22 protein-coding genes and 1 tRNA gene are annotated in these 22,812 nt (G+C 60.3%); 13 read left to right on the top strand and 10 right to left on the bottom strand.

Going from position 1 to position 22,812, the window contains the following annotated elements:
* Window positions 1-216: 216 nt before the first annotated feature.
* Both lepB and IP76_RS20160 read right to left on the bottom strand, forming a co-directional pair.
* Window positions 217-1,086 carry a signal peptidase I gene (gene lepB, locus IP76_RS20165; protein ID WP_054160014.1) on the bottom strand — a complete coding sequence of 290 codons (870 nt, stop codon included), beginning with the start codon at window positions 1,084-1,086 and terminating at the stop codon, window positions 217-219.
* Window positions 1,087-1,305: 219 nt separating this feature from the next.
* Window positions 1,306-5,079, bottom strand: a complete 3,774-nt coding sequence (locus IP76_RS20160) for a vitamin B12-dependent ribonucleotide reductase (RefSeq protein WP_054160013.1) — start codon at window positions 5,077-5,079, stop codon at window positions 1,306-1,308.
* 839 nt (window positions 5,080-5,918) lie between these two features.
* Between IP76_RS20160 and IP76_RS20155 the strand changes: the two genes are divergently transcribed.
* Complete coding sequence (locus tag IP76_RS20155; RefSeq protein ID WP_054160012.1) at window positions 5,919-7,829, top strand: methyl-accepting chemotaxis protein; 1,911 nt, start codon at window positions 5,919-5,921, stop codon at window positions 7,827-7,829.
* A gap of 81 nt (window positions 7,830-7,910) precedes the next feature.
* On the opposite strand, the gene IP76_RS20150 is transcribed toward IP76_RS20155, so the two are convergent.
* Window positions 7,911-8,744 (bottom strand): DUF1206 domain-containing protein, encoded by an 834-nt coding sequence (locus tag IP76_RS20150; RefSeq protein ID WP_054160011.1) that lies wholly within the window; start codon window positions 8,742-8,744, stop codon window positions 7,911-7,913.
* Window positions 8,745-8,888: 144 nt separating this feature from the next.
* Here IP76_RS20150 and IP76_RS23180 point away from each other — a divergent pair, with 144 nt between their 5' ends.
* The 3 genes from IP76_RS23180 to IP76_RS20140 all read left to right on the top strand — a co-directional run bounded on the left by IP76_RS23180 (window position 8,889) and on the right by IP76_RS20140 (window position 10,020).
* Entirely contained in the window at window positions 8,889-9,059 is a 171-nt protein-coding gene (locus tag IP76_RS23180; protein ID WP_156318657.1) for a hypothetical protein, read from the top strand.
* A gap of 65 nt (window positions 9,060-9,124) precedes the next feature.
* Window positions 9,125-9,484: a helix-turn-helix transcriptional regulator gene (locus IP76_RS20145; protein ID WP_054160010.1), complete on the top strand. Its 360-nt coding sequence runs from the start codon at window positions 9,125-9,127 to the stop codon at window positions 9,482-9,484.
* Between the two features lie 2 nt (window positions 9,485-9,486).
* Window positions 9,487-10,020, top strand: a complete 534-nt coding sequence (locus IP76_RS20140) for an SRPBCC family protein (protein WP_054160009.1) — start codon at window positions 9,487-9,489, stop codon at window positions 10,018-10,020.
* Window positions 10,021-10,117: 97 nt separating this feature from the next.
* On the opposite strand, the gene gpt is transcribed toward IP76_RS20140, so the two are convergent.
* The 3 genes from gpt to IP76_RS20125 form a co-directional block, all read right to left on the bottom strand.
* Window positions 10,118-10,615 carry a xanthine phosphoribosyltransferase gene (gpt, locus tag IP76_RS20135; RefSeq protein ID WP_054160041.1) on the bottom strand — a complete coding sequence of 166 codons (498 nt, stop codon included), beginning with the start codon at window positions 10,613-10,615 and terminating at the stop codon, window positions 10,118-10,120.
* 212 nt (window positions 10,616-10,827) lie between these two features.
* Window positions 10,828-11,670, bottom strand: coding sequence for a universal stress protein (locus IP76_RS20130; protein ID WP_054160040.1), 843 nt, complete (start codon window positions 11,668-11,670; stop codon window positions 10,828-10,830).
* Between the two features lie 103 nt (window positions 11,671-11,773).
* On the bottom strand, window positions 11,774-12,559 hold the full coding sequence (locus tag IP76_RS20125) for a competence/damage-inducible protein A (protein WP_054160008.1): 786 nt from the start codon (window positions 12,557-12,559) through the stop codon (window positions 11,774-11,776).
* 196 nt (window positions 12,560-12,755) lie between these two features.
* Here IP76_RS20125 and wrbA point away from each other — a divergent pair, with 196 nt between their 5' ends.
* Together wrbA and IP76_RS23555 are read left to right on the top strand one after the other, a co-directional pair.
* Window positions 12,756-13,352, top strand: coding sequence for an NAD(P)H:quinone oxidoreductase (wrbA, locus tag IP76_RS20120; protein WP_054160007.1), 597 nt, complete (start codon window positions 12,756-12,758; stop codon window positions 13,350-13,352).
* An 18-nt stretch (window positions 13,353-13,370) separates the two neighbouring features.
* A complete protein-coding gene (locus IP76_RS23555) occupies window positions 13,371-13,781 on the top strand; it encodes a PilZ domain-containing protein (protein ID WP_245281519.1) in 411 nt (136 codons plus the stop codon).
* Window positions 13,782-13,821: 40 nt separating this feature from the next.
* Here IP76_RS23555 and IP76_RS20110 read toward each other — a convergent pair whose 3' ends face one another.
* Window positions 13,822-14,106, bottom strand: coding sequence for a hypothetical protein (locus tag IP76_RS20110; RefSeq protein WP_156318656.1), 285 nt, complete (start codon window positions 14,104-14,106; stop codon window positions 13,822-13,824).
* A 248-nt stretch (window positions 14,107-14,354) separates the two neighbouring features.
* Between IP76_RS20110 and IP76_RS20105 the strand changes: the two genes are divergently transcribed.
* The 4 genes from IP76_RS20105 (at window position 14,355) to IP76_RS20090 (ending at window position 17,414) form a co-directional block, all read left to right on the top strand.
* Window positions 14,355-14,439 (top strand) — tRNA-Leu (locus tag IP76_RS20105).
* Between the two features lie 196 nt (window positions 14,440-14,635).
* Complete coding sequence (locus IP76_RS20100) at window positions 14,636-15,670, top strand: ABC transporter substrate-binding protein (RefSeq protein ID WP_197278390.1); 1,035 nt, start codon at window positions 14,636-14,638, stop codon at window positions 15,668-15,670.
* 143 nt (window positions 15,671-15,813) lie between these two features.
* Entirely contained in the window at window positions 15,814-16,602 is a 789-nt protein-coding gene (locus IP76_RS20095) for an ABC transporter ATP-binding protein (protein ID WP_054160004.1), read from the top strand.
* On the top strand, window positions 16,599-17,414 hold the full coding sequence (locus tag IP76_RS20090) for an ABC transporter permease (protein ID WP_054160003.1): 816 nt from the start codon (window positions 16,599-16,601) through the stop codon (window positions 17,412-17,414). The genes IP76_RS20095 and IP76_RS20090 overlap by 4 nt, the downstream gene beginning before the upstream one ends.
* A gap of 6 nt (window positions 17,415-17,420) precedes the next feature.
* On the opposite strand, the gene IP76_RS20085 is transcribed toward IP76_RS20090, so the two are convergent.
* Both IP76_RS20085 and IP76_RS20080 read right to left on the bottom strand, forming a co-directional pair.
* Window positions 17,421-18,053 carry a hypothetical protein gene (locus IP76_RS20085; RefSeq protein ID WP_054160002.1) on the bottom strand — a complete coding sequence of 211 codons (633 nt, stop codon included), beginning with the start codon at window positions 18,051-18,053 and terminating at the stop codon, window positions 17,421-17,423.
* A 69-nt stretch (window positions 18,054-18,122) separates the two neighbouring features.
* On the bottom strand, window positions 18,123-19,577 hold the full coding sequence (locus IP76_RS20080; protein WP_054160038.1) for a TrkH family potassium uptake protein: 1,455 nt from the start codon (window positions 19,575-19,577) through the stop codon (window positions 18,123-18,125).
* A 96-nt stretch (window positions 19,578-19,673) separates the two neighbouring features.
* Between IP76_RS20080 and ilvA the strand changes: the two genes are divergently transcribed.
* The 3 genes from ilvA (at window position 19,674) to IP76_RS20065 (ending at window position 22,018) form a co-directional block, all read left to right on the top strand.
* The gene (ilvA, locus tag IP76_RS20075) at window positions 19,674-20,924 is read left to right on the top strand and encodes a threonine ammonia-lyase (protein WP_197278392.1); all 1,251 of its coding nucleotides are present in this window, start codon (window positions 19,674-19,676) and stop codon (window positions 20,922-20,924) included.
* Window positions 20,925-21,183: 259 nt separating this feature from the next.
* Entirely contained in the window at window positions 21,184-21,609 is a 426-nt protein-coding gene (locus IP76_RS20070; protein WP_082352639.1) for a hypothetical protein, read from the top strand.
* A gap of 94 nt (window positions 21,610-21,703) precedes the next feature.
* On the top strand, window positions 21,704-22,018 hold the full coding sequence (locus tag IP76_RS20065) for an HlyU family transcriptional regulator (RefSeq protein WP_054160000.1): 315 nt from the start codon (window positions 21,704-21,706) through the stop codon (window positions 22,016-22,018).
* 103 nt (window positions 22,019-22,121) lie between these two features.
* Here the strand turns inward: IP76_RS20065 and IP76_RS20060 are convergent, their stop codons facing one another.
* Window positions 22,122-22,736 (bottom strand): FMN-dependent NADH-azoreductase, encoded by a 615-nt coding sequence (locus IP76_RS20060; RefSeq protein ID WP_054159999.1) that lies wholly within the window; start codon window positions 22,734-22,736, stop codon window positions 22,122-22,124.
* Window positions 22,737-22,812 lie beyond the last annotated feature (76 nt).

The following is a 22,812-nucleotide window of genomic DNA, read 5'->3' as shown; positions in this document are numbered from 1 at the left end:
AGATGGGCCTCGTCCTTCGAGGCCCGACTGTGTCGGGCGCCTCAGGATGAGGGGTAAAGGGTGCGGTTTGCGCGGCCCATCTCCCCCTCGGGGCAGTGAATACGGTGCCCGCAATTCGAGGTGCTCAGGAGGCGGATGAGGAGTGCCACCGTTCGCTCGCTGCGAGAGGGCGGAATTGACCGAGTGAGAGGACGCTGTTTCATTGAGGACCCAAGTCTATTGGACGCTCCGCCAGAAACGATCGGCCCTTGAAGAGCTGAATATCAGGAAGGGCCGCGCGGCAATGTTTTCCTCGGGCACGAAGCCAACGTCAAAACGGCTGTCCAGGCTGTTGTCACGATTGTCGCCCATTACGAAGTAATGGCCTTCGGGGACCAAGAATTCAGAGGTGCTATCACCCCGAGAAGTGTCGCTCGTTTCTATGATTTGGTGGTCAATTCCCCCGGGGAGATATTCGGTATAGAGCATTTCGTCTGGTTGCAGTTCGATGTTATCAGCCTCTGACGGCTTCCTTTCGACGATTATGCCGTTGATGAAGAGCCTGCCGTCGCGCATCTGGATACGATCGCCCGGCAGACCAATCACACGCTTGACATAGCTGGTCGTTGGTTCCGGCGGAAATGCAAATATGACAATTTCGCCGCGTTTGGGCGACCTGCCACCGAACCGATGGCTTGGGCCCCAGCCAAACATCAGTGAGTACCGGCCGATACCGTAGGTCAGTTTCTCGGAGAAGACATAGTCGCCTTCTTGTAGGGTGGGCCGCATTGAATTCGCGGGAATTGAAAAAGGTTCTATTGCAAAATTGCGGATCAAGATTGCGATCAGCATTGGTGCAATAAAAAGCAATAGCAGCCAATTGTAGGTTCTCGCGAACCATGGGTAGCGATCGAGCGGTATTTGTTTTGCTGCCGTGACACATACATAGACGGCACCGACCGTCCTGTAGGTCAGCATCACCAATGTCGCCACCCAATCCGGATATTCTATCTCCAGAAGCCTCGCGCCATATAACGCCGAATAGCCGATGAAGACGCTGACGAAAACGAAGGCAATGCCCAGTCGCCCTCGACCAAGATAAAACATTCCGCACTCAGGTGACAATATGAAGCTTATGGCAGCGGCCCAAGCCGGGTGCCGTCGACGATAGGAAGAAAATAACTGCACTTAGGGGGACCTAAAAATACGGGCCGGATTGTAGCCGCAAATGAAGAAAGCCGCGATGAACTTAATCACCACGGCTCTGCAAATGGCGGCTGGTGAAAGGGGGCGAACTCGTATCATTCGCCCCCTTTCATAATTATCTCAAGAGCACCCGCTCGTCGCCCCGCATGTGTCACACTTCTCGCAGGTGCCGTTCCGCACCATCGTGAAGTTCTGGCATTCCGAGCACATGTTGCCCGTATAGCCTTGCGCAATCGAGCGCATGCGGCGCGAGGCTTCGAGCTTCTTGGCTTCGGCCTTGGCGGCCGCTGCCTCGTCGGCGGCGGTGTCGGAGAACAGGCTTTCTTCGGCAATCTCCTCTGCGAGTTCCGCGGCGCGTTCCTCGTAGTCGCGCTTGAAGGATACGACTTCTGATGTGGAGATGGCCGTCGTCACGTCCAGCTTGCGGGCAGTCGCGCCCGAAGAGGAGAAGGCGGTGACGGTGGCAGAGGCCTTGGCGGGGGCGGCGATGGCTGCACCCTTGGGCTCGGCCGACAGGGCCTGGTTGGAGACGAGCGTCGGCTTGTATCCGCGGGTCAGACCCTTGGAGACGACATCGGCCTTGCCTTCCTTGACGCCGCGGCCAAGGGCCGTGGTCGAGAAGTCGGACGTGTCGACATGGGCCAGATCGCTGCGGCCGATATAGGAGATCGCCAGTTCCCGGAAGACATAGTCGAGGATCGAGGTGGCGTTCTTGATCGCGTCGTTGCCGGTGACCATGCCGGCCGGCTCGAACTTGGTGAAGGTGAAGGCGTCGACATATTCCTCGAGCGGCACGCCATATTGCAGGCCGAGCGAAACGGAAATGGCGAAGTTGTTGATGAAGGCGCGAAGGGCCGAGCCTTCCTTGTTCATGTCAAGGAAGATTTCGCCAAGACGGCCGTCGTCATATTCACCGGTGCGCAGGAAGATGGTGTGACCACCGATCTTGGCCTTCTGGGTGTAACCCTTGCGGCGGGCCGGGAGCTTTTCCTGCTCGCGCACGACACGATCGACGATGCGCTCGACGATGCGTTCCGTGACCGTGACCGCCTGGGCCGCCTGCGGCTGGGCCAGGAGATCATCGAGCGCGTCTTCGTTGTCCTCGTCCTCGATCAGCGAGGCGTTGAGCGGCTGGCTGAGCTTGGAGCCATCGCGGTAAAGCGCATTGGCCTTGAGCGCCAGCTTCCAGGACAGCATGTAGGCGGAGCCGCAATCTTCGACGGTGGCTTCGTTCGGCATGTTGATCGTCTTGGAGATGGCGCCCGAGATGAACGGCTGGGCCGCTGCCATCATGCGGATATGGGATTCAACCGAGAGATACCGCTTGCCGATCTTGCCGCAGGGATTGGCGCAATCGAAGACCGGCAGATGTTCGGCCTTCAGGAAGGGCGCGCCTTCCAGCGTCATGGCACCGCAGACATGGATGTTGGCAGCCTCGATGTCCTTCTTCGAGAAGCCCATGTGGTCCAAGAGGTTGAAGCTCATGTCTGCGAGCTGCTCGTCGGAGACCTTGAGCGTGTCCTTCAGGAAGTCGACGCCGAGGGTCCACTGGTTGAAGACGAACTTGATGTCGAAGGCAGCCTTCAGCGCACCGTTGACGGCTTCGATCTTCTCATCGGTGAAACCCTTGGCCTTGAGCGTCGAGGGGTTGATGCCCGGCGCCTGGTTGAGGTTGCCATGGCCGACGGCATAGGCGTCGATTTCGGCAATCTGGCTTTCCGAGTAACCCAGCGAGCGCAGCGCTTCCGGAACGGCAGCGTTGATGATCTTGAAGTAGCCGCCACCGGCGAGCTTCTTGAACTTCACCAGCGCAAAGTCAGGCTCGATGCCGGTCGTGTCGCAGTCCATGACGAGACCGATCGTGCCGGTTGGCGCGATGACCGAGACCTGGGCATTGCGGTAGCCGTGCTGTTCGCCAAGCTCGAGTGCCTTGTCCCAGGCCGCCGTCGCATGTTCGACAAGGGCAGGGTCGGTGCAGTCGGCATGGATCAGCGGAACCGGGTTGACCGACAGGCCCTCGTAACCAAAGGCGAGGCCCTGGGCGGCACGGCGGTGGTTGCGGATGACGCGCAGCATGTTGTCACGGTTCGGCGCAAAGCCCGGGAAGGGGCCGAGTTCCGAGGCCATTTCGGCTGATGTTGCATAGGACACGCCGGTCATGATGGCGGTCAGCGCACCGGCAATGGCGCGGCCTTCGTCGGAATCGTACGGGATGCCCGAGGACATCAGGAGGCCGCCGATGTTCGCATAGCCGAGGCCGAGCGTGCGGTATTCATAGGAGCGTTCGGCGATCTGGCGCGACGGGAACTGCGCCATCATCACGGAGACTTCGAGCACGACGGTCCACAGGCGGACGGCATGTTCGTAATCGGCGATGTTGATCTTCTTGGTTGCCGCATCCTTGAACTGCAGGAGGTTGAGCGAAGCCAGGTTGCAGGCCGTGTCGTCGAGGAACATGTATTCCGAGCACGGGTTCGACGCGCGGATCGGGCCGGCAGCCGGGCAGGTGTGCCAGTCGTTCATCGTCGTGTTGAAGTGCAGGCCCGGATCAGCAGACGCCCAGGCGGCATAGGAGATCTTCTCCCAGAGGTCGCGGGCCTTCAGCGTCTTCATCACCTTGCCGTCCTTGCGGGCGGTGAGGTTCCAGTCGCCATCGGCTTCGACCGAGCGCAGGAAGTCGTCCTTCAGCGAGACCGAATTGTTCGAGTTCTGGCCGGACACCGTGAGATAGGCTTCCGAATCCCAGTCGGTGTCATAGGTCTTGAACTCGAGATCCTTGTAGCCCTGCTGGGCGAACTGGATGACGCGCTTGATGTAGTTTTCCGGAACCTGGTCCTTCTTCGCGGCGCGGATTTCGCGCTTCAGGGCAGGGTTTTCGTTCGGGTCGAAGCAGGCGTTGTTGTCGGCCTCGCAGTTGACGCAGGCCTTCATGATCGCCTTCAGATGCTTGGCGACGATCTTCGAGCCGGTGACGAGGGCTGCAACCTTCTGCTCTTCCTTCACCTTCCAGTCGATATAGGCTTCGATATCCGGATGGTCGATGTCAACAACGACCATCTTGGCCGCACGGCGTGTGGTGCCGCCCGACTTGATGGCGCCGGCTGCGCGGTCACCGATCTTGAGGAACGACATGAGGCCCGACGAGCGACCGCCGCCGGACAGCTTTTCGCCTTCGCCGCGCAGATAGGAGAAGTTGGAGCCGGTGCCGGAGCCGTATTTGAACAGACGCGCTTCGCGGACCCAGAGGTCCATGATGCCGCCTTCGTTGACCAGATCGTCTTCGACGGACTGGATGAAGCAGGCATGCGGCTGCGGATGCTCATAGGACGACTTCGACTTGACCAGCTTGCCGGTGAAGGGGTCGACGTAGAAATGGCCCTGGCCGGGGCCGTCAATGCCATAGGCCCAGTGCAGGCCTGTGTTGAACCACTGCGGGGAATTCGGCGCGACGCGCTGGGTGGCGAGCATGTAGGCAAGCTCGTCCTTGAAGGCGGCGGCATCTTCTTCAGAGGTGAAGTACTTGCCCTTCCAGCCCCAATAGGTCCAGGTGCCGGCCAGGCGATCGAAGACCTGGCGGGCATCGGTTTCCGAGCCGTAGCGTTCGTTTTCCGGCAGAGCGGCCAGCGCCTTCTCATCGGCAACCGAGCGCCAGAGGAAGGAAGGAACGTCGTTTTCCTCAACCTTCTTCAGCGCCTTCGGGACGCCCGCCTTGCGGAAATATTTCTGAGCGAGAATGTCGGCCGCCACCTGGCTGAACTGGGCGGGGACGTCGATATCGGCAAGACGAAATACGATTGAGCCGTCGGGGTTCTTGATCTCGCTGATGGCCTTGCGGAACTCGATCTCCGCATAGGCGGACTGTCCCGGTTTGGTGAAGCGACGTTCAATGCGCATCTGCCTTAATCCCTCGATCTGGCGCCGTTCACCGGCGCAATAATTTCCGCTCGTCCGCACGCAAAACCGCGCAGCCGTTGAACTCTTCCGTTGGGTGATTCATCCGGAGATGATGACCCTCTATATGGTGGAGAATGTGGCTGCAAACACTAAATATAGTATCAACAGCGAAAAACTTCCAGCCCGCCAACTTCTGTCGGGCGGTCAAAAATCGCACAGAATTCCTGCCGCGGGCGACGTCCTCAGAACGCCATTCCACCTACAAAGAAACTGCTACAATGTTTGATGAAACCCGGTCTCGTTCATGTCCGGGTCGTCGCCGCCGCAACAGGATCCATTAACATCTTAAGGGTTGATTCCGTCAAGGGGTGGTCTGTGACTGAATTATTAACGCTAGATATTGTGTTCCAGGGTGTGGATAACGGGCAAAAGCGGGGAAGTGACGGGAATCACAGCGCTTTCTCGAACGCAGCGCGTCAAGGGGCGTCACCCCGTCGGTGAGTGACTTTGTGCCTCAAGCAGGAAAGACGTTCAGGAATGGCACGAAAAGCGGCGGAAAAGCGGCGTTTTGCGGGCATGTTGCAACGGATCCACATTCTCTGGGGAATAATTGGGGATGAGATTTTCAGAGCGCAAAAATATCAGCGCTGCTGACCGTTCTGTGAGGTTTGAGCAAAAGACTGTCACTGGATTGCAACGGTTGCGACAGTCGGATTTGGCCGGTCAACCAATTCGAAACGAGTGCAGGCTAGAACTGAAAGCTGAACGTATGGAATGAACTCCATGCTTGGCCTTGAGCGCCGCCCGCCAGGAAGGAGGGTCTGACGGAGTTTGTTCTGATGGCCATTGCCAATCTTTCCATTTTGAAGAAGGTGAGTCTCGTCGTCGTCCTCATGGGCGTCGCGGCTGCCGCAATCGCTGCCGTAGGCGCGAACGGTCTGTCTTCGCTGGGAGCAGCCCTGCGCGACACCGGCTCCCGCGAGGAAGTCGCTCGCGAAGCCATGGACCTGCGCGTCGATATCATCGCCATTTCACGCATGACCTACCAGCTGGCCATGGCACCGGAAAAGGCGGCTGATTTTGCTGCCGAGACCGATAAGCGTGCCGGCGAAATGCTGGCTCGCCTGCCGAAGATCGCAACAACCGCCGATGCGACCGAAGCCCAGATCCTCGATCGCATCAAGACGGCCCTCGACGCCTACTTTGCCCAGGTTCGGGAAATGGTGTCTGTCGCGGCGACCCCGGCCGGCCAGGATCCTGCCGTGATGAAGGCCGAGCTTGCCAAGGCGCTCGATGCCCAGAAGGCTGTAACCTCCGTCGTCAAGGAATATTCGACCCAGTCCGCCACGTCGCTTGCGACCTCGCGCGGCAATGCGCTGGCAGCTTCCAGCTTCACCATGATGCTCCAGATCGTCACCGCGGCCATCTGTATTGTCGCCGGTGTTGCGATCAGTTTCCTGATTGCCCGCAACGGCATCGTCAATCCGATCCGCAGCCTGACCTCGGTCATGTCCGGCATGGCATCCGGCCGCCGCGTTAGCAGCATTCCGGGTACCGACCGCCAGGACGAAATCGGCGAGATGGCCCGCGCGCTCGAAGTCTTCCGTGCAAACGAAGAGCAGATGCGCGCCATGGAAGCGCAGGAAGCGGCTCTGACTGCCCAGAGCAAGGACCTGCAGTCTTCGATCAGCGTCATCGTGAAAGCCGCCGCCGCCGGCGACTTCTCGCAGCGCATCTCGAAAACCTACGAGGATGCCGATCTTCAGCGTTTCGCCGGTTCGGTCAATGAACTGGTCGAGAATGTCGACCGTGGCGTCAACGAAGTTCGCCGCGTCATTGCGGCCCTTGCCGATGCCGATCTCACCCATGACATGCAGGGCCATTTCCAGGGCGCCTTTGCCGAACTGCAGGCCAATGTGAACCAGACCATGGCCGTTCTTCGTCAGACGATGCAGAATATCCTGCATGCGGCTGGCACGATCACCGGCAATTCCGGTGAACTGTCTTCGGCCGCCAACCAGCTGGCCCGCCGGACCGAACAGCAGGCAGCCTCGCTCGAAGAGACGGCTGCAGCGCTTGAGGAAATCACCACCACGGTGAAGACCTCGACCGAACGCGCCAAGGAAGCCTCGCACATGGTCAGCGAGACGAAGAACAGCGCCGGCAAGTCGGGCGACATCGTTCGCAACGCGATCGATGCCATGGGCCGTATCGAACAGTCCTCGCAGCGTATCAGCCAGATCATCTCGGTCATCGACGAGATCGCCTTCCAGACCAACCTATTGGCGCTCAACGCTGGCGTCGAAGCTGCGCGTGCCGGTGAAGCTGGTCGCGGTTTCGCCGTCGTTGCCCAGGAAGTTCGCGAACTGGCTCAGCGTTCGGCCAATGCTGCCAAGGAGATCAAGACCCTGATCAACACCTCGGCCGAGGAAGTGAAGGGCGGCGTTTCGCTCGTGCTGTCGACCGGTGACGCGCTGCGTGAGATCGAAGATCTGGTCAACCGTGTCAACGATCACGTGGTGACCATCGCGCGTGCTTCGCAGGAACAGTCCATGGCGCTTGGCGAGATCAACAGCTCGGTCAATCACATGGACCAGATGACCCAGCAGAACGCTGCCATGGTCGAGGAAACCACGGCTGCCAGCCAGGTTCTGGCCGGCGAAGCCCGTCAGCTGCAGGCCCAGCTCGCCCAGTTCAAGCTGGACGGCGGCGCGACCCAGGGATCGTCCTCCTACAGGACCGCTGCCTGATCCGTTCCCGGGTCTGGTCGATGACCGGAGCCCATAGACGCATGATAAAAGGCGCCGCATCGCTGCGGCGCCTTCTTTGTATCACAGCAAGCCCGGCCTTTGCGGCATCAGTTCTTGTCGGAGATCGCCGGCACTCGGCGTGCGGATCCGGCGGTAGCGCGCCTCGACGAAATTGTAGAGGCCAAACGCCCCAAGGCCGAGAGCCACGATCCCATAGATCACGCCGCCAAAGGGCAATTGGCGGACCCAGGCGAGTGCCTCTGCCATGCCCCCAGCCTGTCCGGGATCGATCTTAAAGGCGGCATAGACAAAAAAGGCACCGATGATGGCGAAGACCACGCCACGAGCGACAAGGCCGTAGATGGAGATCAGTACGGCCGGCGTGTTCCGGTTTGCGTCGAGATCGAGATATTTCCCGAAACTGCGTTTGATCCCCTTGGCCGCTGTCACCGCCCCGCCGATCATAAAGCCAAGCCCGATGAGACCGGCCAGATAACGGCCAAAGGGCTGTGCCATGATCCAGGCGGCCAGTCCCCGCTCGCCGCCCGATCCGCTATCGCCGCCGAGTTGCAATGCCAGGGTGAGAGCCGTCACGGCAAGCCCTGCATAGGTGATGGCGCTTCCGAACAGCGCCGCTCGGATCAGATAGCCTTTGGCATCGTCGTCCTGCCCGTCTGCATTTGCCAATGACTGGGCAAGACGCCAGATGACAAATCCTGCAAGGCCAAGCCCGACAAGGCCAATCCAGACCCGCCCGAAGGGTTGGCTGAGCAGTGCCCTGAAGGCAGACTGCGTGTCCGGTTGCCCGCCTGCGATGCCGGAGGCGAGCGCGAGCGCGGCGATCAGCACAAATACGATGCCACGGGCGCTGTAACCGGTCCGTGCCATCCAGCCGAATTTCGATTGAGTTTGCATGATGCCTCTCCATGTCCTGCGTCAGAAACGGAGGAGAGGGGGCTCGGTTCCACGGCGTTTGGCCTGAGTTTCACGGTGTGGGCGGAACCCAGACGCTGTTCGGCTGTTGCGCCTTCAGGCTGGCGACGACGAAAGGGAAAGATGATGTCGGACGAACCGAAAGAGCATTATGGCGAAACGGATCAAGAGACGGCCTATCGCGGGCAGGAACGGCCCGGCTCCTGGCGGGGCAAGGTCTTCTCGGGATGGTCGCTTTTCTGGGGTGCGATCTTCCTGGCGGTGGTTAGCGGTATGGTCGGTGGCCTGAGCCTTTGAGCGGCAATCGATAATGTTCAACCATTTGGTTGACAATTATCGGCGCGCCACGCATATTCAACCGTATGGTTGAGCAAACATCTTTGTCACTCGATAGAGTTTTTCATGCCCTCGGCGACCCGACGCGTCGTCGGATGCTGGCCGATCTTGCGGATGGCACCCGAACGGTCAGCGAACTGGCCGAGCCCTATGCCATGTCGCTCGCCGCAGCCTCCAAACATATCAAGGTGCTGGAAGCCGCTGGCCTGCTGCGCCGCGAGGTTCGGGGGCGAACCCATCTCTGCCGACTGGAGCCGGAGCCGATGGCCAGCGCTCACCAGTGGCTGAGTGCCTATGAGCGCTTCTGGACCGGCCGGCTGGATGTTCTCGAACGGCTTCTCCGAGCGGAGGATGCCGCATTATCCCCAAAAACGGATGGAGACTGAGAATGACCGAAAGACTTGCAGTCCACCCCTATGGCCGGCTTGCGGAACCGGCGACGCTGGTGATCGAGCGGCTTTTGCCGGGACCGGCCTCGCGGATCTGGGCCTATCTGATCGACGCCGACAAGCGTCGCAAATGGCTGGCTGACGGCGCCATGGAGCAGAAGGCCGGCGCGACGTTCGAACTTGTCTGGCGCAATGACGAATTGACCGAGCCGCCTGGGGCACGGCCGGACGGTTTTGCCGAAGAGATGCGCATGACGAGCCGCGTTCTGGAACTCCAGGCGGAAAAGCGGCTCGTCTTTACCTGGGGCGAGAGTGGAGAAGTCAGTTTCGACCTTCGGCCCGAGGGGGACGCGGTTCTGCTCACCGTGACCCATCGTCGGATCACCGATCGGGCCAATCTCTTGATGGTCGGTGCAGGCTGGCACATGCATCTCGACATTCTGGCGGCGACGCTTTCGGGTGGACGGGCGGAACCGTTCTGGGACGGCTGGCTGCGCCTGAAGGGCGAATATGATCGTCGCCTGCCGGCCTGACCGGTGACCGATGACCGATGAGGGCTCTGAAACGAAAAGAACCCGCGCCATGCGCGGGTTCTGAGTGATCCATCGGATCCTGTATTCACAAGCTGCCTTAGCCCTTGGAACCCTTGGCAATCGGTTCCTGATAGGTGAAGCCCATGTCCCAGGGGAAGTAGATCCAGGTGTCCTGACTGACTTCGGTAACGAAGGTATCGATCGTCGGTACGCCCTTAGGCTTGGCATAGACGCAGGCAAAATGCGCCTTGGGCATCATCTGACGCACTTCCAGCGCCGTCTTGCCGGTATCCGTCAGGTCGTCAACGACGAGCACGCCTTCGCCGCCATTTTCCATCAGCTCGGGCGTGATGCCCTTGAGCAGGTTCATTTCACCCTGGTTGACATAGTCGTGGTAGGACGCGACGCAGACCGTTTCGATCAGGCGAATATTGAGCTCGCGCGAGATGATCGCCGCCGGGACCAGGCCGCCGCGGGTGATGCAGACGATGGCACGGAACTCCTGGCCGAGACCGGCAAGACGCCAGGCAAGCGCACGGGCATCGCGGTGGAACTGGTCCCAGGAAACGGGAAAGGCTTTATCGGGAAGGGACATCGGCGTTTGGCTCCGCTTGGGCGCACCTGTCATCGGCGCGTTAGAATGGCGTCTTCGACGGGAGCGACCGCAAGAACGGGCCGAAAACGCTGTCCGCGCGGCAATGGACCGCGCGGAATTCGCCCCGCAGGGCTCCCGACATTGGCCGAGCTATTAACGGCAATTGGCCGCGACTGGCAAGACCCGGGCACCGCGCCGAAAGTGGGGCGCTGTCAACGCGACAGAAGCGTCAACGCCGTCATCGAATCAAGAATGGTGCGGGTAACGCCACCAAACAGGACTTCCCACCAGCGCTTGTTGCCATAGGCGCCCATGACGAGAAGATCGATGGAGCTGTCCGACAGCCGGTTCTCGATGGCCGCCGCGGGGGAAAGCCCCGTCTTTTCCTGGCAGGTGACCGTGACCTTGATCCCATGGCGGGCAAGCGCAGCCGCAATCTCGGCGCCGGCCATGGCGGCTGACTGAGCCGGTGTCTCCGGCGGGTCGACGCTGAAGATCTCGACCTCTTCGGCCTCCTTGAGGAAGGGCAGGGCATCGAAAGTGGCGCGTGCGGCCTCACGCGAGCCGTTCCAGGCAATGAGGACCCGGCGGATGGGGCGCGGTTCCTTGAGGATATAGGGAATGAGGAGAACGGGGCGACCGCTCTCGAACAGGAAGCTTTCAAGCTCCGAGCGGGTCTCGCTGAGCAATCCGCCTTCGCCCTGGGCGGCAATCACCAGATCGGCGCTGCGCGCGCTCTCGATCAGGGAGGCCGAGTTGATGCCGGAAGAGGTCACGAAGCTGCGCCACTCATGCGAAAGCCCTTCGCGCGTGGCCATGTCGCGAAAGATCTTCTCGACCGTTTCGGTCTCGTGATGCGCCATGTCTTGCAGCGCCTGAACGGTCGCCGGATCGGGGATTTCCATCGGCGCCACCATCGGCACCATGGCCATGGCCTCGGCATGCGCGCCGATCACATGTGCACCGGAACGGTTGGCGAGGGCTGCTGCGAAATCGATGACTTGGCGGGCGTCCTTCGGCGTGTCGAGAATGGCGAGTAGCGTGCGATAGGTCATGGCAGTCTCCCTTTGCAGCGCCGGTTCGTGGCCGGCATGGGGACAACTATGACGGTCATGGCCGGGTTCCGCCTTGACCTTGGTCAAGGCGGTTCTCCCTTTGTCAGGCGACTTCGCCGGTGCCGAGATCGAGCTTTGACGCGGCGTTTTTCTCGGCCCTGATCGCTTCGATCATCGCCTCGACATCGTGGGCTGCCGCATCCACGACCGCCTGATCACGGGCACGCACGATCAATTCGGTGGAAAAGCGCAGGCCGTCGAAATGCGGGTAGGAGCCGATCGAGGTCTCGGGATGGGCCTTCTGGATGGCGCCGAGGGCCGTGCCGATATCCCCTTCGCCAAAGGGGCAGGCAATCGAGCGTGACAAGACGCGGCGACCGGCCGGCAGCGTCCCGATGACATGCGCGATCATGGCCTGGAAGACCTGCGGCACGCCCGCCATGACATGGACATTGCCGATGATGAAGCCGGGGGCGGTGGAGACCGGGTTCGGGATGTGGCGGCTCCCTTGCGGCATCCGGGCCATGCGCTGGCGCGCCTCGGTGAATTCGAGCCCGCGCCCGGCATACATGTCGCCGAGCAGTTTCATCGCATCCGGGTCATGCAGGCAGGGCAGGCCAAAGGCTTTCGACACAGCATCGGCGGTGATGTCGTCATGCGTCGGGCCAATGCCGCCCGAGGTGAACACATAGGTATAGCGGGCGCGCAGTGCATTGAGCGCCTCGACGATCGCCTCTTCTTCGTCGGAGACGATGCGGACTTCCTTGAGATCGATGCCTGCGACCGTCAGGAGATCGGCGAGATGGCCGATATTCTTGTCTTTGGTCCGGCCGGACAGGAGTTCGTCGCCGATGGCGAGCATGGCTGCAGTCTGGATGGTGTCGCTCATCGGAAGGTCCTTCAGAGATTTCGGGGTCTAAGGATTGAGAGGCTGTTGTCCTAGCGGTTTGTGACGGCGATGAGAAGCGAAGGCATCGTTCGGGTGAACACTGCGTTGCCGCCCACGGGGCTGGTCGTGCCGCCAGTTTGCGCTAAGTCTTTTACCGAACACGCCGGGTCCCGGCACATTCAAGAGGAGATACGACATGGCCAAGGTACTGGTTCTCTATTATTCGGCTTACGGTCACATTGAGACCATGGCCTATGCCGTTGCCGAAGGGGCAAAATCGGCCGGCGCGGACGTCACCGTCAAGCGCGTGCCGGAACTGGTGTCCGAGGAGGTCGCCAAGGCTTCCTACTACAAGATGGACCAGAAGGCCGAGATCGCAACGCCCGCCGAACTTGACCAGTATGACGCCATCATCGTTGGCGCCGGCACCCGTTACGGCACGGTCGCTTCGCAGATGCGCAATTTCTGGGACCAGACCGGCGGCCTCTGGGCGCAGGGCAAGCTTGTCGGCAAGCTCGGCTCGATGTTCACATCGACCGCGACCCAGCATGGCGGCCAGGAAACCACCATCATGGGCTTCATTCCGACTTTCCTCCATCACGGCATGCTCTATGCCGGCCTGCCTTACGCCTTCCAGGGTCAGATGGGCGTGACGGAAGTCATGGGCAACTCGCCTTATGGCGCGTCGACCATCACCCATGGCGACGGCTCGCGTCAGCCTTCCGAGATCGAACTCGAAGGTGCTCGCTTCCAGGGTGCCCATGTGGCAAAGCTTGCCGCCAAGCTCGTCTAAGACTAATTTTCGGTACAATTGATCAGCAAAAAGGGCGGTTCATCCGCCCTTTTTCGCGTCATGGCTGCAAAGGGCCAGATTTCTTCCGGCTTGTTGAGAGTGTTTTTAACTCTTTTGGGCAGGATGTGCGGAACGTCACATCTCGCGAACGGAAGGTTTCAGGCCATGCAGGAGGCCAGCGAAAAACGCCAGCACCCGCGCATGCGGGCACTGAAAGCAGCCCGAGCCGTCATCGGCAACGGTCATTCCACCTTTGACTGCACCATCCGAAATCTGTCGGTGGGCGGCGCAAAGGTGGTCTTCGAATCAACGGTTCCGATCCCGCATGTCTTTGATCTGCGCTTCGAAGACGGGACACAGCACGCCTGCGAGGTTCGCTGGCGCACACCCAAGGAACTGGGTGTGGTGTTCATCGACGTTCAAGCCTGAGCGTCGCCGCAGTGGCGCTCTTTGCCCACCGGCCGGCCGTTCAATCCTGGCGCGGCTGGCTGAGATGGCCAAACAGTGACGTGGTCAGCAGTGTTGCCATCAACAGCACCTGAAATCCCTGCGGCGGTGCCGGGATCGCGGCGAGGATGGCAAGGGCCGACTGGATCGCCGGCAGGGTGGCAAATTGCCCCGCCAAATCCGCGGTTGGGAAATCCGCGACCAGATAAAGCGCCAGCATAACGAACATCCCAATGTCGCTGCTGCGAAAAATCAATTTTTTCATCGCAAATGCCTGTAGAGCCGGGCGCAATAACCGCACCACCACCTGTTAATTCCCATTAATATCTAGGGGAATATTGGCGCAATCGCGGCAAGATCGTGGCCTTTCCCTTGGCGTGACCGTCCTCTTGTGTCCCGCATCACCCTCCTTGCTCATGAAAGGGCCCGGGCTTTGCCGCAGGCGTCTGCTTAGCCTTTCAGCCGGTCCGCCGGTGCATTTAGCCGGGATTCATTGCGCGCCAGGTGTGAAACACGACTTGCATTTTTTGCCGAGACCGCTGACAAAGCGCCGACGCGGACGTGGCGAAACTGGTAGACGCAAGAGACTTAAAATCTCTCGGCCTCGGTCATGCGGGTTCGATCCCCGCCGTCCGCACCAATCTCAATCATGATCCATCTGTGCCTGAGAGCCTTTTCCGTTCGTTCGGAGGCGTCAGTATCTTTGTGCAAGCCAGGGCCCATACGGCTATAAAATAAGCACGTCCAGATTTGGCGAAAGTTTGAGCATTTTCGGCTTTGCCTCTCCTTTGAAACCTGCTTTGATGTGCCCATCAAATAACAAGGGGAGCAAAATCATGATCACCAGACGTCTCTTTTCAGCAGCGCTTCTGGCCACGGGCCTGACGGCCGGGCTTGCGCTGCCGCTGGCGCAAGCCCGGGCTGAGACGGCCATCAAGTTCACTCTGGACTGGAAATTTGAAGGCCCGGCCGCAGGCTTTTTGCTGGCGCTGGACAAGGGGTATTTCAAGGCGGAGGGGCTCGATGTGACGATCGATTCGGGCAATGGCTCGGTCGAGGCGATCCCGCGCGTCGCAACCGGCGCCTATCAGATGGGCTTCGGTGACATCAATTCGGTGATCAAGTTCCTTGACGAGGATCCGAGCCAGAAGATCAAGGCGGTGATGATGATCTATGAACGTCCGACGTTTGCGGTCGTCGGTCGCAAATCCCTTGGCATCACCGAGGATCCCAAGTCGCTTGAGGGCAAGAAGCTTGGCGCGCCGCCGCCGGATGGGGCCTTTGCCCAGTGGCCGGCCTTCAAGCAGGTCGCCGGCATCGACGACAGCAGCATCACCATCGAGAGCATCGGCTTTCCGGTGCGCGAGCCAATGCTGGCCAAGGGCGATGTCGATGCCGTCTTCGGTTTCGCCTTCTCGGTGATCCTGAACCTCAAGGCGCAAGGCATTGCCGACGACGACATTGCCACCATCCTGATGGCTGAGAACGGGCTGAACCTCTATGGCAACAGCGTTCTGGTGAATACCGATTTCGCCACAGAGAACCCTGAGGCGGTAAAGGGCTTCCTCAAGGCACTTGCCAAGGGCTTTGCAGATGCCGTCGCCAATCCGGAAGAGGGCGTGGCGGCCGTTCTTAAGCGAAACGAGACACTCAATCCCGAAATCGAGGCGGAACGCCTGGGCATGGCGAATGCCATGAACATCAAGACGCCGTACGTGGTCGAGAACGGCTTAGGCGGCGTCGACATGACCCGTCTTGGTGCGTCGATTGAGACGCTGAAAGTGTCGATGGGCCTGAAGGGCAATGTGAAGGCGGAGCAGGTTTTTGACGCCTCGTTCCTGCCGGCCAAGGAAGAGCGCATGCTGCCTTGATGGCTTGATCCTCCCCATGAAGGGGGAGGGTCGAACCGCAGGGCCGGGGTGCGGTGAGCTTTCGCAAGATCACCTCACCCGCCACGTCGCAGCGACCTCCCCTTGAGGGGAGGTTGGAAAATCCTCTCTTGACCGGAGCCCCCATGTCTCATCTGGTTTCCATCGACAATGTCGACATGCGTTATGGCGGCGCCGACGGTACGCTGGCCGTGTCCGGTCTCACCATGCGCGTCGAGAAGGGCGAGTTCGCCGCCGTGGTCGGACCCTCCGGTTGCGGCAAGTCGACCCTGATGAAACTGGTAACGGGACTGCATATTCCGCAGTCCGGCGTGGTCATCGTCGCTGGCCAGCAGGTGACCAAGCCGGTGTCGATCGTAGGCATGGCCTTCCAGAACCCGACCATGCTGCCCTGGCGAACGACGCTTCAAAACATTCTCCTGCCGCTTGAGATCGTCGAGAAACACCGGCATCGGCTGCGGGCCAACAGACGAGAATACATCGAGAAGGCGGAAAACCTTCTGGAGATTGTTGGTCTCAAAGGGGTGGGCTCTAAATTTCCCTGGCAACTGTCCGGCGGCATGCAGCAGCGCGCCAATCTCTGCCGCGCTTTGATCCATGAGCCGGATCTCCTGATGCTCGATGAACCCTTCGGCGCGCTGGATGCCTTTACCCGCGAAGAGTTGTGGTGCGTGATCCGCGATCTGCATGCGGCACAAGGCGTAACCATCGTGCTTGTGACCCATGACCTGCGCGAGGCGGTCTTCCTTGCCGACCGCATCTTCGTGATGAGTGCGCGCCCCGGTCGCGTGGTCAAGGAACACACGGTGCCCTTTGCCCGTCCGCGTGAAATCGAGCTGACCTATGACAACGCCTTCAACGACATGGTGCATGTCCTGCATGGCGAGATCGCAAAGGCGAGGGTGGTGGCATGACCATGCTTCAAACGCGCGATAAGGCGCTGGGCGCAAAGCCCTGGGTGCAGCGGATCGACTGGGTGAAGGCTGCCCCTGTCCTCTATACGGTCGGCCTCTTTGCCTTCTGGGAAGTGGCGGTCATCCTGCTCGATACGCCGCCGACGGTTCTGCCGGCGCCGAGCAGGGTTTTTCAGGCGATCGTGCAATACTGGTCGCCGATCTGGAAGAACTCGTTGCAGACGCTCTATACGACGACGCTCGGCTTCCTGATCGCGGTTGTCGCCGGTCTCGCCCTTGGTCTTTTTGTCGGCTGGTCGAAGACCATCTATGCCGGGCTCTATCCGCTGATGATCGGCTTCAACGCGATCCCCAAAGTGGCGCTGGTGCCGATCCTCGTCATCTGGTTCGGCATCGGCACGGTGCCGGCGGTGCTGACTGCCTTCCTCATTTCCTTCTTCCCGATCGTCGTCAATGTGGCGACCGGTCTCGCCACGATTGAGCCGGAGACGGAGGATGTGCTGAGGGCGCTTGGTGCGCGCAAGATGGACATCATGCTCAAGGTCGGCATTCCGCGCTCGATGCCTTACTTCTTTGGCTCGCTGAAGATCGCGATCACGCTCGCCTTTGTCGGCTCGGTTGTCTCTGAGACGGTGGCATCCAACTATGGCCTCGGCAACATGATGAGCTCGGCGCAAAGCCAGTTCAACGTGCCGCTGGTCTTTGCCGGGCTCCTCGCGCTCGCCGTTGAAGGTATTGCCATGTACGCGCTGATGGCCTGGGTGGAAAAGCGCATGACGGGCTGGGCCCATCGCTCGACCATGGCACAGTGACGGATTTCAGCCCGGCTTGGCGATCGAGAAAGGCAGCTCGAAGGAGACGGACCGCTCAGACACGATGTCATTGACCGTGTAGCGCAGCACGTAGCCGCCGGGTTCTGCGCCGCCGAGGTCAAGGGTCAGGTGGGTGAACACTTCCTGCGCCGCGACGCGGCTCGGATAGCGGATATTGCCGAACCCCTCCTTGAGTGCCACGAGGCGGCCAGACGCACTGGTGAGTTGCATATCTATGGTGAAATGGGTCTCAACCTTGTCTTCGGCAAGCTTGGTCCAGCGCAGCCCAATCACCTCGATATAGGTCATCAGCGGTTCGCCGGGCTGGAAGATTGTGTTCGGTTTGGCGGTGTAGGAGCCATAGGCCGCTGGCCGTTCGGTGATGAAGACGGCGCGCGGCACAGTCAGCGGCAGGCTTTCGGAAAAACGGGCCATGCCTTCCTGGATCCTCGCCAGTGCGGCTGGCGCATCGCCACCCGCTGCCAGCTTCTCGGCTTCGATCGCAGCGTCAAGGAGAGGGCCCGCCAGCGCGTTTGCCGCAACCGGAATAGGACAGAGAAAGAGGGCAAGCACGACAGGGGAAACGATGGACGAGCAGCGCCTGACAACCGTCCGCTCGACCGTGATCCGTGCCGTCATCGTGATTCTCCCGCAGCACCCGTTTAATTGAGGGTGGGAAGGGAAAGGTCTGCCGTCAAGCGTATCGGATCAGGATTTCCAGAACAGGGGCACCAGCAGAACCAGCACGGTCAGAACTTCCAGTCGGCCCAGCAGCATGGCGAGCGACAGGATGTAGAGTTCCGGGTCGTTCATCATGGCGAAATTGCCGACAGGTCCGATCAGCGGGCCAATACCGGGGCCGACATTGGAGAGCGCCGTGATCACGGACGATGTCGCGGTGGCAAAATCATAACCCGCCAGCGCCATGGCCATGGAGCCGATGGCCCAGATGAACACATAGGCGCTGAAGAAGAGGAAGACGGCGCGTTGCGTCTCGGCGTCCACTGTCTGCTTGCCGTAGCGGACCGAATAGACCGCATTGGGATAGATGAGCTTCTTCAGGCCGGTGACGATGATGTTGAACAGGATGATGAAGCGATATGCCTTGATGCCGCCGGCGGTCGAGCCGGAGCAGCCGCCCATGAAGGTGGCAAAGAAGGCGGCGGCGACCGCAAACGGCCCCCAAAGCGTATAGTCCTCGCTGGCAAAGCCAGTCGTCGACAGGATCGAGGCGAAATTGAAGAAGGAATGGGTCAGCGCCAGCGGCAAGGCGATGTCGTTGCGCACGTGATTGTAAATGCCGGCCATAAGCGCGAAGGCTGCCACATAGCCGAGGAAAACGAAGATCTGTGGATCGCGCAACGCATCGAGACGGCCGCGTACCAGAAGCACGATCAGGATCGAAAAGGGAAGGCTGCAGACCGTCATGAAGAAGGTCGAGATCCACAGGATCGTCAGGCTGTCGAAGGCAGCGAAGGAATTGTCATAATTGCCGAAACCAGCGGTCGCCACGGTCGAGAAGGAGTGGATGATTGCATCGAAGTGGCTCATGCCGGCAAGATCGTAGGAGACGATGCAGGCAAGCGTGATCGCCACATAGACGGCCATGAAGGCGCGGGTAAAGGTGGCGATCCGGGCAAACGGCTTGTCGCCGATATCCGAGGATTCCATCTTGAAGAAGGAGACGCCGCCGACGCGCAGGAAGGGCAGGACGAAGAGCCCGAGTGCGACGATCCCGATGCCGCCGAGCCAGGCGAGCAGCCCGCGCCACATAAGTATGCCGGGCGCGACCTTGTCCAGGCCGGAAATCACCGTCGATCCCGTGGTGGTAATGCCGGAGATCGCTTCGAAGAGCGATTGGGCAAAGGTCAGGTCGAGGTTGGAAAAATAGAGCGGGATGGCGCCGACGAGCGAAAAGACAGCCCAGAGAACATTGACGAGCAGGAAGCCCATGCGCTTCGAAAAAGCGGGCGGTGGGCCGCGCGTTGCCATCGAGGCGAGGAGCGAAATGCCGCCAACCATGGCTGCGCAAATGGCAAACAGCGACCAGCCATCGTCACCATAATAGAGGTCGACCATGGCGGGGATCAGCATGGCTGTGGACAGATAAAGCCCGCACAGCGCAGCAATATAGACGACGGAGCGCAGCAGATTGGTGTTCAAGGAAATCATCCGCGATTTGGCGGACAAAGAGCCTTTGTCTCTGCCCCGCGTCTATGCCATAGCGGGAGCCGGCTGAAATTTCAACGGATGGACAAGGTGAAGGCAATGGACGTGGAAGCAGCGCTTGAGGCGATGCGTGGTCTCTTTCCGGAAACGCCCTTGCAATTGAACGATCACCTGAGCGCGCGATACGGCGCGAATATCTATCTGAAGCGCGAGGATCTCACACCCGTCCGCTCCTACAAGATCCGCGGTGCCTTCAATTTCTTCCGCAAGATCGTCGCTGAAAGTCCTGCTGGCACCACCTTCGTCTGCGCCTCGGCGGGCAATCATGCGCAAGGCTTTGCCTATGTCTGCCGACATTTTGGCGTGGAGGGCATTGTCTTCATGCCGGTGACGACGCCGCAGCAGAAGATTGACAAGACCCGCACCTTTGGCGGTGAGTTCATCACCATCCGCCTGATCGGCGACATCTTCGATCAGTGCTATGCGGCGGCCCGTGAGCATGTCGAGGCAATCGGTGGCCATATGGTGCCGCCTTTCGACGATCCCGACATCATCGAGGGGCAGGCAACCGTCGCTGCAGAAATTCGCCAGCAATTGCCGGAGGATGTGACGCCCGATCTGATCGTCATGCCGGTCGGTGGCGGTGGGCTCTCCTCGGGCATGACCGGCTATTTTGCCGACACGCTCAGCCAGGACACCTTCCTGTTTTGTGAACCGGCCGGTGCGCCAAGCCTGAAGACAAGCCTCGAACGTGGTGAGGTCGTGACGCTGCCCAAGGTCGACAATTTCGTCGACGGTGCAGCCGTTGCCCGGATCGGCGACCACAATTTCGAAGCGCTGAAGCAGTTTCGCCCCGATCAGGTGGAGATCGTGCCCGAAAATGCCATCTGCGTGACGATGACCGAGATGCTGAACATCGAGGGTGTGGTCCTGGAGCCGGCAGGCGCCCTGTCGCTGGCGGCTCTCTCCATGCTGCCGGCGGAGCGGATTGCCGGCAAGACAGTGGTCGCTGTGGTCTCCGGAGGCAATTTCGATTTCGAGCGGCTGCCCGACGTCAAGGAAAGGGCCATGCGCTATGCGGGCTTGAAGAAGTATTTCATCCTGCGCCTGCCGCAGCGGCCAGGCGCGCTGCGCGACGTGCTGAACCTGCTCGGGCCGGAAGACGACATCGCCCGGTTCGAATATCTGAAGAAGTCGGCGCGCAATTTTGGCTCCATCCTGATCGGGATCGAAACCGGGCGGCGGGAGAATTTCGTTGATCTGTTCCAGCGCTTCGAAGCCGCAGGGCTCGGCTTTGAGGATATTACCGAAAATGAGATCCTGGCCAATCTGATCATCTGACCGGTCGATCCTGTCGGCAGCCGATGAACTGTCGGCGCGTTCCGGGCGCGGGAGTCTAAGCCGTATCGCTCTGATTTTGCCTGCTCTTCCAGAGACTTCAGGCAGCAGGACAGGAGCCTGCTCGATGTCAAAATTGAAACCGGCACCGGCCTGTTGACATCGCTATTTCAGTTGATACTCAAGTGATGCTGATGTTCCACACGGCATCGCTGGGTCGCGTTTCGCCATCGACGATCTCTCCTAATGCTCCGAGGTGAAAATGAAGCGTCTCATGCCAGGTCTGTCGAGGTCCGCGATTGCGGTCATGGCTGCAATCTTTGGCCTCTTCGGCGGGCTGGCACTTGGCGCAGGAGCGGCGCAGGCGGCAGCCTGCGAAGAGGCCCATGATCCATCGCCCGCCTCTGAGGACGCGACAGGCATCGCCTTCCACAACGATACCCCCTTCGCCGCCCGTGTCTTCTGGATCGGCTTTGATGGCTTTCTTGAAGAATACGGTCTGCTACAGCCCGGGGAAAGTCTGCAATACGATACCTATATCGGCCATCAATGGATGGTGGAGCTCTATGCCTCCGAAGAGCGGACGGAATGCCTGGGGCCCATCGTCCCGCGCGATCGGGAGAGCTGTCAGGTCCGGATGCTCTGGGATGACGGCATCGGCATCGATGCGGGCTATTGCGATTTCTGAGGCGCGGCTGCTGTCCGGCTGAGTGATGGCACACTGCGCGTGAACGCTGATCCCATGGCTTCCGCTCGGTGATGGGTCATGCTAGTGAGATTCCATGTCTATTTTGTCTCGCATCCTTTCGATCTTCACTGGCAGCGCTCCAAGTGCCGCCGAGGCTCCAGCCGCCGCGCAGTCCTACAAGGATTGTCGGATCCTTGCGCTTCCCATCGCCGAAGGCAGCCAATATCGCTTGGCGGGCAGGATCGAGCGGGAGATCGAGGGCCAGCTTCTCGAGCGCAGCTTCATCCGCGCCGATGTTTTCACGTCTCGCGACGATGCCGTTGAAGGGGCCTTCCGTAAGGCCCAGCAGATCATCGACCAGAACGGCGTGAGCCTGTTTTCGGACGGCGAGAGCAAACGCAGCGTCTGAGCCCATCTCCGCTCCGCCCTTGGCGACAATCGCGCATGAAAAAAAAACGCCGACGGCAGGACCGTCGGCGTTTTTCGTCTGAGGCGGTGGATCAGATGAGCGGTCAGGCGGCGCGAGCCAGTTCCTCGGCCTTGGTATGGGCGGCAGCAACCGCCTTTTCGGCAGCTTCCGGACCGTAGGCGAGACCCTCGACATAGATCGTTTCGACAAGTTCAATGCCCAGGAAGCCCAAAACGGTCTTCAGGTAGGGCTCTGCATGGTTCATGGCGGCAGCCGGACCGGAGGAGTAGACGCCGCCAGAAGCCAGTACGAGATAGGCCTTCTTGCCGGTCGCCAGGCCGACCGGGCCATTCTCGGTGTATTTGAAGGTCAGACCAGCGCGGGCAACGTGGTCGATCCAGGTCTTCAGCGAGGAATAGATGTTGAAGTTGATCAGACCGGTGCCGATGACGATCGTGTCGGCAGCCAGGAGTTCGGCGACCAGCGCGTCGGAGATCTCGGCAGCCTGCGATTCTTCTGCAGTGCGCGTGTCGGCTGGCTTGCGGATGGCCGCGGTGAACGTGCCGTCAACGTGGGCGAGCGGGCTCTCGGCGAGGTCGCGATGAACGATGGTCGCGCCGCTCTGCGCCTTGAGCTTGTCGGCAAAGTCCTGGGCAACCGAATTGGAGAGCGATTCCGAACCGCGCGGGCTGGACGTGATGAGAAGGATGGAGGACATGGAAGCAATCCTTGCGTGATGAACTTGTCGGCCCGGGAGTGGCCGCGACATCGATCTAGAGGGATGTTGTCATCAG

It is taken from the genome of Rhizobium sp. AAP43 (assembly GCF_001296045.1).
Taxonomy (GTDB): Bacteria; Pseudomonadota; Alphaproteobacteria; order Rhizobiales; family Rhizobiaceae; genus Allorhizobium.
The sequence above is the reverse complement of the archived record's forward strand: the minus strand, read 5'-3'. Positions and strand labels throughout refer to the sequence as shown.

Excerpts from the sequence above, each read along its gene's own strand:
- lepB (WP_054160014.1), bottom strand. The coding sequence starts at position 1,086 with ATGTTTTATCTTGGTCGAGGGCGACTGGGCATTGCCTTCGTTTTCGTC.
- IP76_RS20160 (WP_054160013.1), bottom strand. The coding sequence starts at position 5,079 with ATGCGCATTGAACGTCGCTTCACCAAACCGGGACAGTCCGCCTATGCG.
- IP76_RS20155 (WP_054160012.1), top strand. The coding sequence starts at position 5,919 with ATGGCCATTGCCAATCTTTCCATTTTGAAGAAGGTGAGTCTCGTCGTC.
- IP76_RS20150 (WP_054160011.1), bottom strand. The coding sequence starts at position 8,744 with ATGCAAACTCAATCGAAATTCGGCTGGATGGCACGGACCGGTTACAGC.
- IP76_RS23180 (WP_156318657.1), top strand. The coding sequence starts at position 8,889 with ATGTCGGACGAACCGAAAGAGCATTATGGCGAAACGGATCAAGAGACG.
- IP76_RS20145 (WP_054160010.1), top strand. The coding sequence starts at position 9,125 with ATGGTTGAGCAAACATCTTTGTCACTCGATAGAGTTTTTCATGCCCTC.
- IP76_RS20140 (WP_054160009.1), top strand. The coding sequence starts at position 9,487 with ATGACCGAAAGACTTGCAGTCCACCCCTATGGCCGGCTTGCGGAACCG.
- gpt (WP_054160041.1), bottom strand. The coding sequence starts at position 10,615 with ATGTCCCTTCCCGATAAAGCCTTTCCCGTTTCCTGGGACCAGTTCCAC.
- IP76_RS20130 (WP_054160040.1), bottom strand. The coding sequence starts at position 11,670 with ATGACCTATCGCACGCTACTCGCCATTCTCGACACGCCGAAGGACGCC.
- IP76_RS20125 (WP_054160008.1), bottom strand. The coding sequence starts at position 12,559 with ATGAGCGACACCATCCAGACTGCAGCCATGCTCGCCATCGGCGACGAA.
- wrbA (WP_054160007.1), top strand. The coding sequence starts at position 12,756 with ATGGCCAAGGTACTGGTTCTCTATTATTCGGCTTACGGTCACATTGAG.
- IP76_RS20100 (WP_197278390.1), top strand. The coding sequence starts at position 14,636 with ATGATCACCAGACGTCTCTTTTCAGCAGCGCTTCTGGCCACGGGCCTG.
- IP76_RS20095 (WP_054160004.1), top strand. The coding sequence starts at position 15,814 with ATGTCTCATCTGGTTTCCATCGACAATGTCGACATGCGTTATGGCGGC.
- IP76_RS20090 (WP_054160003.1), top strand. The coding sequence starts at position 16,599 with ATGACCATGCTTCAAACGCGCGATAAGGCGCTGGGCGCAAAGCCCTGG.
- IP76_RS20085 (WP_054160002.1), bottom strand. The coding sequence starts at position 18,053 with ATGACGGCACGGATCACGGTCGAGCGGACGGTTGTCAGGCGCTGCTCG.
- IP76_RS20070 (WP_082352639.1), top strand. The coding sequence starts at position 21,184 with ATGAAGCGTCTCATGCCAGGTCTGTCGAGGTCCGCGATTGCGGTCATG.
- IP76_RS20065 (WP_054160000.1), top strand. The coding sequence starts at position 21,704 with ATGTCTATTTTGTCTCGCATCCTTTCGATCTTCACTGGCAGCGCTCCA.
- IP76_RS20060 (WP_054159999.1), bottom strand. The coding sequence starts at position 22,736 with ATGTCCTCCATCCTTCTCATCACGTCCAGCCCGCGCGGTTCGGAATCG.